The sequence below is a fragment of the Streptomyces fodineus genome (assembly GCF_001735805.1).
In the GTDB taxonomy this organism is placed as follows: Bacteria; Actinomycetota; Actinomycetes; order Streptomycetales; family Streptomycetaceae; genus Streptomyces; species Streptomyces fodineus.
In genome coordinates this window covers 2,392,866-2,404,358 of record NZ_CP017248.1, presented here as the reverse complement: position 1 = coordinate 2,404,358, position 11,493 = coordinate 2,392,866, and the positions used below count along the sequence as shown (strand labels likewise).

Annotated in this window: 10 protein-coding genes; 7 read left to right on the top strand and 3 right to left on the bottom strand. The window is 72.1% G+C overall.

Going from position 1 to position 11,493, the window contains the following annotated elements:
- Window positions 1–2 precede the first annotated feature (2 nt).
- Genes BFF78_RS09725 through BFF78_RS09700 form a run of 6 tightly spaced genes read left to right on the top strand, consistent with a single transcriptional unit; the run spans window position 3 to window position 5,119 of the window.
- Window positions 3–986, top strand: a complete 984-nt coding sequence (locus tag BFF78_RS09725) for an ATP-binding cassette domain-containing protein (protein WP_069777924.1) — start codon at window positions 3–5, stop codon at window positions 984–986.
- Window positions 983–1,807, top strand: coding sequence for an ABC transporter permease (locus BFF78_RS09720; RefSeq protein ID WP_069777923.1), 825 nt, complete (start codon window positions 983–985; stop codon window positions 1,805–1,807). The genes BFF78_RS09725 and BFF78_RS09720 overlap by 4 nt, the downstream gene beginning before the upstream one ends.
- A gap of 26 nt (window positions 1,808–1,833) precedes the next feature.
- Entirely contained in the window at window positions 1,834–2,688 is an 855-nt protein-coding gene (locus tag BFF78_RS09715) for a tryptophan 2,3-dioxygenase family protein (RefSeq protein WP_069777922.1), read from the top strand.
- 43 nt (window positions 2,689–2,731) lie between these two features.
- Window positions 2,732–3,280: a DUF3995 domain-containing protein gene (locus BFF78_RS09710; RefSeq protein ID WP_079161241.1), complete on the top strand. Its 549-nt coding sequence runs from the start codon at window positions 2,732–2,734 to the stop codon at window positions 3,278–3,280.
- A gap of 1 nt (window position 3,281) precedes the next feature.
- Entirely contained in the window at window positions 3,282–3,869 is a 588-nt protein-coding gene (locus BFF78_RS09705; RefSeq protein ID WP_069777921.1) for a hypothetical protein, read from the top strand.
- An 8-nt stretch (window positions 3,870–3,877) separates the two neighbouring features.
- Entirely contained in the window at window positions 3,878–5,119 is a 1,242-nt protein-coding gene (locus BFF78_RS09700) for a cytochrome P450 (RefSeq protein ID WP_069777920.1), read from the top strand.
- A gap of 31 nt (window positions 5,120–5,150) precedes the next feature.
- Here BFF78_RS09700 and BFF78_RS09695 read toward each other — a convergent pair whose 3' ends face one another.
- The 3 genes from BFF78_RS09695 to BFF78_RS09685 all read right to left on the bottom strand — a co-directional run bounded on the left by BFF78_RS09695 (window position 5,151) and on the right by BFF78_RS09685 (window position 10,176).
- Entirely contained in the window at window positions 5,151–7,118 is a 1,968-nt protein-coding gene (locus tag BFF78_RS09695) for an ABC1 kinase family protein (RefSeq protein WP_069777919.1), read from the bottom strand.
- Window positions 7,119–7,200: 82 nt separating this feature from the next.
- Entirely contained in the window at window positions 7,201–9,342 is a 2,142-nt protein-coding gene (locus tag BFF78_RS09690; protein ID WP_069777918.1) for an MMPL family transporter, read from the bottom strand.
- Window positions 9,343–9,495: 153 nt separating this feature from the next.
- On the bottom strand, window positions 9,496–10,176 hold the full coding sequence (locus BFF78_RS09685; protein ID WP_069777917.1) for a hypothetical protein: 681 nt from the start codon (window positions 10,174–10,176) through the stop codon (window positions 9,496–9,498).
- A gap of 260 nt (window positions 10,177–10,436) precedes the next feature.
- Here BFF78_RS09685 and BFF78_RS09680 point away from each other — a divergent pair, with 260 nt between their 5' ends.
- Complete coding sequence (locus BFF78_RS09680; protein WP_069777916.1) at window positions 10,437–11,489, top strand: polyprenyl synthetase family protein; 1,053 nt, start codon at window positions 10,437–10,439, stop codon at window positions 11,487–11,489.
- The last annotated feature ends 4 nt before the right edge of the window (window positions 11,490–11,493 follow it).

The window sequence follows — 11,493 nt, the reverse complement described above, 5'->3', positions numbered from 1 at the left end:
CAGTGGAGCTGGCGATACACGCGGAAGGACTGCGCAAGCGGTACGGCGACCACGAGGCGCTGCGCGGCGTCGACCTCGCGGTCCCGGCCGGCACCGTGCTCGGCGTGCTCGGACCCAACGGCGCGGGCAAGACCACGACCGTCCGCATCCTCGCGACCCTGCTCGAACCCGACGCGGGCACCGCCCGGGTGGCCGGGTACGACGTACTGCGCGAACGCCGGCAGGTGCAGCGGGCCATCGGCCTCACCGGCCAGTACGCGGCCGTCGACGAGCAGCTCACCGGCGCCGAGAACCTGCGGATGATCGGCATGCTGCACCGGCTGAGCCGCGCCGCGGCCCGACAGCGGGCGGCCGAACTGCTGGACCGGTTCGACCTGTCCGACGCGGCCGGCCGGCCCGCCGGAACGTACTCGGGCGGTATGCGCCGCCGGCTGGACCTGGCGGCCAGTCTGGTCGCCCGGCCGTCCGTGCTCTTCCTGGACGAACCGACGACCGGTCTCGACCCGGCCAGTCGGCTCGGCCTGTGGGCGATGATCCGCGAGGAGGTCGCGGCGGGGGTCACCGTGCTGCTCACCACCCAGTACCTGGAGGAGGCCGACGAACTGGCCGACCGGATCGTGGTCGTGGACTCCGGCCGGGTGATCGCCGAGGGCACCTCCGACGAGCTGAAGCGCAGGGTCGGCGGTGAGCGCCTGGAAGTGGCGCTCACCGACCCTGCCCAGCGGCCCGTCGCGACCGCCGCCCTCAGCCGTGCCGTGGGCGCGGTGCCGTTCGCCGACGACGCCGGCCGGGTGCTGTCCGTGCCGGTGGACGGCACGCTGCACGACATCGCCGAGGCGGCGGTGGCGCTCAGGACCGCCGGGGTGACGGTGACGGACTTCGCGGTCCGCCGCCCCTCCCTCGACGACGTCTTCCTCAGCCTCACCGGCCACACCGGCGCGCAAGCCCACAACGAGGACCGGCGCAAGGAGAGGACCGCGGCATGAGCACACTGACGGAAAGCGCCCCCCGCGACGGGCTGTTCACGGGGCTCAACGACGGGCTGATCTGCCTGGAACGGCATCTGCGGCACCTGCGGCGGGCCCCGGGCCGGCTGGTCAACGCCGTCCTGCTGCCGATGGTCTTCGTCCTGCTCTTCGGCGTGCTGTTCGGCAGCGTCATCGAGGTGCCGCACGGCGACTACGCCGAGTTCATCATGGCGGGCATCTTCGTCCAGGGCGTCATGAGCGCCGTACCCGGCACGGCGGTCGGCGCCGTCGAGGATCTGCGCAACGGACTTGTGGACCGGTTCCGCTCGCTGCCCATGTCGGGTGCCGCCGTGCTGATCGGCCGCACCCTCGGCGACACCGTGCTGCGCGCGCTCAGCTGCCTCGCCATGGCCGCCGTCGGCCTCGGCATCGGCTGGCGCACCCACGAGAACGCGCCGAAGGTGCTCGCCGGCTTCGGCATCCTGCTGCTGTTCGGCTTCACGATGGCCTGGCTGGGCGCGCTCATCGGGCTCTTGCTCGGCGATCCGGCGACCGCCTCGTCCGTGCCGTCGCTGCTGCTGATGCCCGTGCTGTTCCTGTCCAACGCCTTCATCCCGCTCACCGGACTGCCGCACTGGCTGGCCGTGGCGGCCGAATGGAATCCGCTGAGCTCCGTGGTCGGCGCCTGCCGCGCGCTGTGGGGCAACCCGGCGGCGACCGTCCACCACTCCTTCCCGAACGACCATCCCGTCGTCCTCAGCCTGGCCTGGATGGCGCTGATCCTCGCGGTCGTCGCCCCCTGGGCCGTCCGCACGTTCCGTACCGCCGTCGCTCGCTGAGCGTCGCCCACCGAGGGGACCCACCCATGACCGACACCGTCGCCGAACCCCTGACCCATGCCGCCGCGCCCGCCGAACAGCTCTCCTACGGCACGTACCTGGAGGTCCCCGAACTCCTGACCCTCCAGCGCCCGCGCACCGACGCCCATGACGAGATGCTGTTCATCATCACCCACCAGGCCTTCGAGCTGTGGTTCTCCTGCGCGCTGCACGAGCTGGAGAGCGTGCGCGAGGCGCTGCAGCACGAGCGGTTCGGGCCGGCCCGCCGGGGCTTGCGCCGGCTGAACCGGATGGGCTCGCTGTGGCTCGGCCACCTCGATGTGCTCGCCACCATGACGCCCGCCGGTTTCAACGAGTTCCGCGGCGCGCTGGGGGAGTCCAGCGGTTTCCAGTCCGTGCAGTTCCGCGAGCTGGAGCTGATCTCCGGGCTGCGCGACCGCCGTTACCTCAATCTGCCCGGCGCCACCGTCGCCGAGCGGGAGCGGCTGCTCGGCCGCTTCCACGAGCCCAACCTCGACGACGTGTTCACCCAGGTCCTGCGGCGCCGCGGACTCACCCCCGAGGAGCTCTTCGTCCCCGGCCGGCCCCACGAGGACCTGCGGGACACCGCCGAGGACCTCCTCGAATACGACGCCCTCTTCCACCACTGGCGCTACCAGCACTGGCTGCTGGTCGTCCGCGCGCTCGGCACCCGGCCCGGCAGCGGCGGCAGTTCGGGCTCGGAGTTCCTGCGCTCCACCCTGGACAAGTGGTTCTTCCCCGGCCTGCACGCGGCCCGCAGTCACGTTCACGCCACACCTGGCGAACAGCGGGACACCGGGGCCGGCGGCGAGACAGTCTACGGCTGCCCCATGGGGTATGGATCCGAGCTGTCCGCCTGACCCGGCGTCCGACGGGACCGCCGGCCACCGCGATTGGAACGTCATGGAAAACACGCCCACCGCCGTCAACCGCGCCTCCGTCCGCATCACCGAACGGGCCCGCCACATCCCGCCCGCGACGGCAGGGCAGCGCAGAACGGCCTTCACCGCCTGCGCGTGGATGGTCGTGTTCGCGGCGTTCCACAGCTACTGGGCGCTCGGCGGCACCATCGGGCTGCCACCGGGTGAATCCCTGGTCGACAACAAGCCGTTGTTCGTCATCGACCTGATCGCCATACCGATGAACCTGGGCGGGGCCGCCCTCGCGCTCGCCCTGGTGCAGCGCTGGGGACTGTTCTTCCCGCGCCGCCTGGTGCTCTTCGGGGCCTGGGGCTGCGCGCTGCTGATGGTCGGCCACGCCGCGCCGTCGATGGTGGACCTGGTGGTCTTCCTCACCGGTCAGCGCGGAAAGCCGCTGACCGGCGAGGACCGCTTCAGCGTCCTCGTGTACGAGCCCTACTGGATGCTCGGCGGCCTGCTGTTCACCGTCATGGCCCTGGCCTTCCAGCGCCGCACCCGGCAGCCGGCCGCGGCCCGGGAAGGAAGTGAGTGACATGGACGAACAGGCCGAGGGACGGGCACTGGACCGGCTGCTGCCGCGCTGGGACCACCGGGAAGCGCACTCGATCGCCGTACGCGCGCCCCGCACCCGGGTGCTGCGCGCGGTCGAGGAGACCCGGTGGCGGGACGTCCCCGTCTTCCACGCGCTGATGCTGGCCGGCTCGCTCGGCACCCGCCGGGACAAGGCCGACGAGCCCTTCCTGGCCTCCATGACGGGCGGCGGCTTCACCGAACTGCACCGCGACGAGGCCCAGTTGGTGATCGGGGCGGTCGTCGCCACGGCGGAGCCCAAGGGCCCTGCCCGGCTGGCCGAGCCCGTCGCGGACGCCTTCGCCGCCTTCGACCGGCCCGGCCACTACAAGGTCGCCTTCGACTTCCGCGTCGGCGAGGGACGGCTGACCACCGAGACGCGGGTGCTCAGCACCGACGAGGCGGCCCGGCGCCGGTTCGCCCGCTACTGGATGCTCATCCGCCTGCCCAGCGGCGTCATCCGCCGCGAGTGGCTGCACGGCATCCGGCGGCGCGCCGAGTCACACCCCGGCACCCACCCACCGAACCCTGAACCGTGCAACCGACAGTGAGAGCGGACATGACTGCGACCGAGACCGTCCAGGCCACCCACGGCGACCTGGACGCCGTGGACCTCACCGACCCGCGCACCTTCGTCCCCCCCGGCCCCGGCGACCTGCACGACCTCTGGCAGCGCTTCAGGACCGAGCGCCCGGTCCACCACCACCGGCCCACCGCGGGCCGGCCCGGCTTCTGGGCGCTCACCCGGTACGCCGACGTCCTGGCCGTCTACAAGGACAACGACCGGTTCACCTCCGAGCGCGGCAATGTGCTCGCCACCCTGCTGCAGGGCGGCGACTCGGCGGCCGGGAAGATGCTCGCCGTCACCGACGGAAGCCGCCACCGTGCCATCCGCAACCTGATGCTCAGGTCGTTCTCGCCGCGCGCCCTGCACCATGTCGTCGAGCAGGTGCGCACCCGCACCCGGGACCTGCTCGCCCAGGTGCTCGACCGCGACGGCTTCGACTATGCGGAGGCCATCGCCGAGCACATCCCGATGGGCACCATCTGCGATCTGATGGCCGTACCCCCGCAGGACCGCCAGCCGCTGCTCGACTGGAACAAGCAGGTGCTCAGCGCGGACAGCAGCGACGGCACGGCCGAGGACGCCTGGCTCGCCCGCAACGAGATCCTCCTCTACTTCTCCGACCTGGCGCGCAGCCGCCGCCGCACCCCCGGCGACGACGTGATCAGCGCCCTGGCCACGGGTGAGATCGACGGCAGGCCGCTGACCGAGGAGGAGATCGTCCTCAACTGCTACAGCCTCATCATCGGCGGCGACGAGTCCAGCCGGATGGCGTCCATCGGCGCGGTCCTCGGCTTCCTCGAACACCCCGGGCAATGGCGGGCGTTCAAGGCCGGCGAAGTCGGCGTGGACAGCGCGACCGAGGAGGTGCTGCGCTGGACCACACCGGCGATGCACTTCGGCCGCCGGGCCCTGGTCGACGTGGAGATCGGCGGCCGCACCATACCGGCGGGCGACGTCGTCACGCTGTGGAACAGCTCCGCCAACTTCGACGAGAGCGTCTTCGCCGACCCGCGCCGCTACGATCTGGGCCGTACCCCCAACAAGCACGTGACGTTCGGTTTCGGCCCGCACTTCTGCCTCGGCGCGTTCCTCGGCCGCGAGGAGCTGAAAGCGCTCCTCGCGGCGCTGCGCGACCTGGTCGCCGCCGTGGAGTCACGCGGACCGGCCCGGCGGGTCTACTCCAACTTCCTCTACGGCTACAGCAGTCTGCCGGTGGCGTTCACGGCCGCCTGAGCCCGGCCGGAGGGGGCGGCTCCCCGCGGCCTCAGTGCCCGGGGAGCCGCCGCTGGGAGCGGAATATCGTGAACACCACGCGGATCACCAGCACCGAGCTGACCACCAGCACGTTGTAGCCGAGCAGCTGGTAGAGGCTCAGCGAGGGGCTGAGCCGGGGGCCGTTGCGGGTGCCGAGCAGCAGCACCCCGACCAGCGCGGTGATCCCGCCCAGGAACGCCAGCAGCACATCGTGCACGAGGGACCGTACGAAACGCCGGTCGCGCTCGTCCGCGAGCAGCCTGACCTGCACGCCCAGCCGCCCGTGCTCCAGCGAGTTGGTGATCCGCTCGATCCGGCGCGGCAGCCGGCGCAGCATCGGCGCCAGCGCGAGCGTCTCCTCCGCCAGCACCCGGCCGACGGACTGCGGAGTCAGCTTGCGCTCCAGCTGCGCCGCGGCGAAGGCACGTGCCTCGGCGACGATGTCGAAGCCGGGGACCAGCTGTTCCATGGCCCCTTCCAGGGTCGCCAGGGCCCGGAAGGTGGCGGCGATGTCCGGGGGCACGGTCAGCCCGTGCCGGGCGACCAGCAGGAACAGGTCGGCGAACATCTCGCGGTCGGGCCGCACCCCGGGGGTGAGATGCCGGGCCATGAACCGGCCCAGCGCGCGCTCCAGGCGCATCTCGTCGATGTCCTCGCGACGGTCGACCAGTTCGAGGAGCGCGTCGGAGAGCGCGACCGGGTCGCTGCGGTGAATGGCCAGCAGCAGATTGCCCAGTGCCGCCCGCAGCACCCGGTCGATACGGCCCACCGAACCGAAGTCCAGCAGGCCCAGCTTGCCGTCGTCGAGGAGCATGATGTTGCCGGGGTGCGGATCGGCGTGGAACACCCCGCCGATCATGATCTGCTCCAGCACGCACTCCAGCAGCTGCCGGGCCAGCTCGGTGCGGTCCAGGCCGCGTTCGTCGATGACGGCGCCCGCCGCGTTGAGCGGGGTGCCGGTGAGCCACTCCAGCACCAGCACCCGCCGGCCGCACAGCTCCTCGTGCAAGAGCGGCATCCGGACCGTGGAGAGCATGCCGGGGCGGTTCGCCGCGGCCCGGATGGTGGCCATGTTGCGGGCCTCGATCCGGAAGTCCAGCTCCTCGTTGAGGGAGGCGGCGAAGCCCTCCGCGAGCTCCACGGCACCCATGTCCCGGCCCCAGGCGGTGTGTTCCTCGATCTTGCGGCTCATCCGGAACAGGATGTCCAGGTCCCGGTCGACCACGGCACGGGCGCCGGGCCGCTGCACCTTGACCACCACCTCCTCGCCGGTGGTCAGGCGGGCCCGGTGCACCTGGGCGATGGAGCCCGCGGCGAGCGGCTCGGGATCGAACTCGGCGAACACCGCGTCCGGTTGCCGGCCCAGCTCGTCGGTCAGCACCCGCCGCACCTGTTCCCAGGGCTCGGCCGCCACCTGGTGCTGCAGCTTGGTCAGTTCCGTCACGAACTCGGGCGGCAGCATGTCGTAGCGGGTGGACAGGACCTGGCCGAGCTTGACGAAGGTGGCCCCGGCCTCCTCCAGGGCCAGGCGCAGCCGGACCGCCAGCTGCCCGCGCTCCAGCGCCGCTTGGGGACCACCGCGGCCCCGGCCGCGCAGCGCGCTGCCCAGTCCGTGGCGCATCGCGATCCGGCTCAGCTGACCGTAGCGGCGGGTGCGGGCCAGCCGGCGGCGTACCGCCTGCGGCCAGCGGACCAGCCCGGACAGCGAACCGGAGGGCACCACCGCCTCGGACAGGGCGAGAAAACCCACCGCGACCAGCACGGTCAGCCCGATCTGCACCGAGACCAGCGCCCCGCGGCGGGCCTCGCCCATCGCCGCGCCGATCAGACCGCTCGCCCCCATGGCCACCAGACCGGTGAGGGCGGCGCGCACCTTGCCGATTCTCAGTCCGAGCAGGCGCCGCGCCCCGATCGACAGGAGCGCCACGGTGAGGACCAGGGTGACGGCGGCGATGAACAGGAAAAGGGTGAGCTCCATCGGGCATGCGCCGTCCGGTCCCCGCCACCCCTGAAGGCGGCGGGGACCGGACGGCGCCCTCCTCTCGCACGGATCACATGGGTCACACGAGCGTGCGCTCGTCGTCGTGGACGGGGGCCGGCGCGGGCACGGCGGCCACCTTGTGCCCCGGCCACCAGGCGCGGCGGCCGAGCAGTGTCGTCAGGGCGGGCACCAGCAGCATGGCCATCACGAAGGCGGACAGCAGGATGCCGAACGCCACCGCGAAGCCCATCTGCTGGAGCATGGAGTTCTCGGCGAGCATCAGCACACCGAAGGTGCCGGCCAGGATCACCGAGGCCGCGCCGATGGTCGGCACGCACCGGGCCACCGCCCGGGCGGCGGCCTCCCGGGGAGTGCGGCCCTGCTCGATCTCCTCGCGCAGCCGGGCCACCATCAGGATGTTGTAGTCGGTGCCGATCGCCACCACGAAGAGATAGACGATCACCGGCAGCGTGAACAGCAGCCCGTTCTTGCCCTGGCTGTTCTGGAACAGCCAGACGGTGGCACCGAGCGTGGCACCGAAACCGAGCGCCACCGAGACCATCAGGTACACCGGGGCGACCACGCTGCGCAGCAGCAGCCCGAGGATCAGCATGATGGCGATGCCGGCGGCCGGGAAGACCACCTTGTAGTCGTGGTTCACCGCGTGCTCGATGTCGGCGAGCACCGCCGTGGTGCCGCCGACCAGCGCCTTCGACCCCTCGGGCGCGGCCTGGTGGGCGGCGTCCCTGAGCGGGCCGGAGACCAGCTCGATGGCCTTCTCCCCGGTGGGCTTGTCGTCCAGCACGACGCTGTACTGGGCGACCCGGCCGTCACCGGAGAGCACGGCCGGGGAGACCTGGCCGACCCCGTCCACCTTGGCCAGCCGGGCGCCGTAGTCGTCCAGTTGCGCCTTGGTCAGCGTGCCGCCGCCGTCCTTCTCCAGGTACACGGTGGTCGGGTCGGTCTCGCCGGCCGGGAAGCCGCGCTGCAGGTCCTTCATGGCCCGCACGGACTCCAGGTGCTGGGGGAGCGAGCTGGTGGTGTCGAACTCCGCGCGGAAACCGAGGACTCCGGCGGCCAGCACCAGCAGCACCCCGCCGGTGACGGCCGCGACGGCGGCGGGGCGCTGCGCGGCGAGCGTGCCGATCCGGCCCGCAAGGACGTTCTTCGGCTGCTTGCGCCAGGACTTGGACGGCCAGTAGGCCTTGGTGCCGAGGAGCGAGAACACGGCGGGCACCAGGGTCAGACCGGCGAGCAGGGCGACCGCGACCGAGATCGCGAGCGAGGGGCCCATCGTGCGCAGCATGCCCATGGTGGACAGCAGCAGTGCCATGAAGGCGACGATGACCGCCCCGGCCGCCGACGCGATGGTCTCACCGACCAGCGTGACCGCGGTGATCATGGCCTGCTTGGGTGCCTGCCCGGAGCGCAGCTGCTCGCGGTGGCGGAAGAGCAGGAAGAGGATGTAGTCGGTGCCGACGCCGAACAGGACCACGATCAGGATCGCGGAGATGGAGCTGTCGGCCTTCAGACCGCCGAGGTCGGCGGCCGTCGCGATCAGCCCGGTGGCGACCATGAAGGCCACCCCGATGATCAGCACCGGAAGGACGGCGATGAGCGGGCTGCGGAAGATGAGCAGCAGCAGGACGACGATGAGCACCAGCGTGGCCGACATGATCATGGAATCGGTGTCGCCCGACGCCTTCTTGGAGTCCAGCGCGCTGGCCGCCTGCCCGGTGATGCCGAGCCGGAGATCGGTGCCCTTCAGCAGCGGCTTGGCCTGCTCGCGCAGCTTGTCGACCGAGTCCATCAGCCCCGGGTCGTAGGGGTCCTTGACGGTGGCGACGACACTGGCGAGGGCGATCTGCCGGTTGGGCGAGACGGCCTGCCGGTTCGTCTCTATCCGCTTGATGTGGTCGATGCCGAGTCCCTGCAGACGTGCGGTGATCTCGGCGACCCGGTCCTGGTCCGCGGCGGTCAGCTTCCCGCCGTCGGCCCGCTGGAACACCGCGAGGGCCGCGGGCTGCTCGTGCCGGGGGAACGCGCGCTCCTGCACCTGGCCGGCCTGTACCGACTCGTAGTGCGAGGGCAGGAAGTCGGCCTGGTCACCGGTGGACTTCAGCTGCGGGGCCAGCACGGCCAGTGCCACGGCCGCGACGATCCAGGCCGAGATGGTCAGCCAGGGCCGGAGGACGGCGGCCCGTCCGATCCGTCCGAACATGAGACTCCTTCGTGGGCATGAGCACAGCACGCGCCGCCCGGCCTGCCCGGCTGGGCGGCGGGTGCCCGAAGCGGCCCGTGCGGTGGGGGATTTCGGCGAGTGTAGGAAGCGCGAACCCCGTTCATCCCGGTTCGTGGCAGCTTGCTGCCACGGTCAGGCGCAGCCGTGCCGCCAGTTCCAGCCGACGAAGGTGTGGCGCAGTTCGACGTCGAAACGGCAGGACGCGGTGCCGTCGGCGCCCAGGTCGACGTACGAGTGGTGGCTGTTGGCGTACCAGTTCCCGGTCACGTCGAAGATGCCCCGGTAGGTGAAGTCCGCGTGCGCCTCGGTGTGGGAGACGGCGCAGTCGGCGGTGCAGTCGGCGCCGTGCGCGGACGACGCCGGTGACCAGCCGGCGTTCCACGGCTCGCGGTTGTGCTGCTCGGTGGCGTCGGTGGCGGCGCCGACGACCCGGCCGCCGCCGGTGGTCCAGTCGGCGGTCGTGTACAGGCCGGTCATCCGGATGTTGCAGCAGTCGTACATCTCGTTCCAGCTGGAGACATGGTGGGTGCCGTCCGCGGCCCTGGCCCGGCGCGCCACCGTGGCCTCCGGCGCCCGGTCCACCGGCACCAGCCGCACCGCGCCGAGCCGGGCGCCGCAGTCCGCGCCGATCGTGACGTCCTGCTGCACCGCCATGCCCGCGGGCGGCACGGGCAGCGCACCCGTCAGCCGCAGCGCGCCGCAAGAGCGGGCGGCGGGCCGTGCGCCGTCCCCGGCGGCCAGGGCGGCGGGTGCGGCAGTGGTGAGCACGGCGGCGGCGGCGAGTACCGCGCCAAGAGTGAATCGGGTACGCAATTCCCGTCCCTTTCAACAGAGTTCGGCGGAGTCGGAATCCGACGGGGTTTCGGGAAGGGAACATAACGCCGGGCCCGGGATTCCGGGCCGGTCACCCCGTATATGGCAGGAACCTGACGCTCCGCGTTTCCCCGGCGGGCTCCTCGGCGGGTGGCACCTTCATGTCACCGCAGTTGAGACCCCATGGGGCCGGTACGGACAGTGGTCGTCCGCATGTGCGAAATCGGCACTGCTCCACCACGTATCGGAAGGGTCTGGCGATGACTGTGCGACACGCCGACGGGACCGCGTCGGACCATCGTGCCGAACCTCCGGAAACCGGCCCGCTCGACCGGCTCGCCCTCGACGATCCCGGCCTTCGGGCGCGGCTGCGGGAATCCCTGGAACGCGTCGAGAAATGGCTACTGGCCCTGGCACAGGACGCCGGAGATCCCCGTGTGGGCGCGCTCACCGGGTATCTCGCCGAGGCGGGCGGCAAGCGGATGCGCCCGCTGCTGGTGCTGCTCGGCGCCGAGTTCGGCGAGCCGTGGCGGGAGGGGATCACCCAGGCGGCCGTCATCGCCGAACTCGTGCACATCGCCTCCCTGCACCACGACGACGTCATGGACGGCGCCCCCACCCGGCACGGCGTGCCCAGCGTCCACGCCCGCTTCGGTGAACGGGCAGCGGTGCTCGGCGGCGACTGGCTGCTCGCCCGCGCCGCGCAACTGGCCGCACAGCTCGGCCCCGAGGCCGTACGGCTCAACGCCCGTACGGCGGGCCGCCTGGTCTCCGGCCAGCTGCGCGAACTGACCGGGCCCGCCCCCGGCGAGGACCCGGTCACCCACTACTTCCAGGTGATCGCCGGCAAGACCGCGGCCCTGCTGGCGATGTCGCTGGGCATCGGCGCCCTCCAGGCCGGCGCACCCGCCGCGGCCGTGACCGCGCTGACCGAGTACGGCGAACACCTCGGGGTCGCCTTCCAGATCGCCGACGACCTGCTCGACCTGCGGTCCCCGGCCGACGTCAGCGGCAAGGAGCGCGGCACCGACCTGCTCGCCGGGGTGCCCACCCTGCCGGTGCTGCTGGTCCTGGAGAGCGCCGACCCGGCCGACGACGAACTGCGCGCCCTGCTCGCGGCGGGCCCCGTCCCCGCGGGCCACGCGCGGCGCGCCCTGGACCTCTTCGCCCGCTCGCCCGCCCTCGCCGAGACCGAGGCCGTGCTGGGCCGCCGCCTGGACCAGGCCCGCGCGGCCCTCGACACGCTTCCCGCGCTGCCCGCCCGGCGCGCGTTGCTCGCCCTGTGCGACTACGTCGCCCACCGAACCAGCTGAACCG

Bases quoted from the DNA above. Each gene is read 5' to 3' on its own strand.
- BFF78_RS09700 (WP_069777920.1), top strand. From the start codon at position 3,878: ATGACTGCGACCGAGACCGTCCAGGCCACCCACGGCGACCTGGACGCC.
- BFF78_RS09715 (WP_069777922.1), top strand. From the start codon at position 1,834: ATGACCGACACCGTCGCCGAACCCCTGACCCATGCCGCCGCGCCCGCC.
- BFF78_RS09680 (WP_069777916.1), top strand. From the start codon at position 10,437: ATGACTGTGCGACACGCCGACGGGACCGCGTCGGACCATCGTGCCGAA.
- BFF78_RS09705 (WP_069777921.1), top strand. From the start codon at position 3,282: ATGGACGAACAGGCCGAGGGACGGGCACTGGACCGGCTGCTGCCGCGC.
- BFF78_RS09695 (WP_069777919.1), bottom strand. From the start codon at position 7,118: ATGGAGCTCACCCTTTTCCTGTTCATCGCCGCCGTCACCCTGGTCCTC.
- BFF78_RS09720 (WP_069777923.1), top strand. From the start codon at position 983: ATGAGCACACTGACGGAAAGCGCCCCCCGCGACGGGCTGTTCACGGGG.
- BFF78_RS09710 (WP_079161241.1), top strand. From the start codon at position 2,732: ATGGAAAACACGCCCACCGCCGTCAACCGCGCCTCCGTCCGCATCACC.
- BFF78_RS09690 (WP_069777918.1), bottom strand. From the start codon at position 9,342: ATGTTCGGACGGATCGGACGGGCCGCCGTCCTCCGGCCCTGGCTGACC.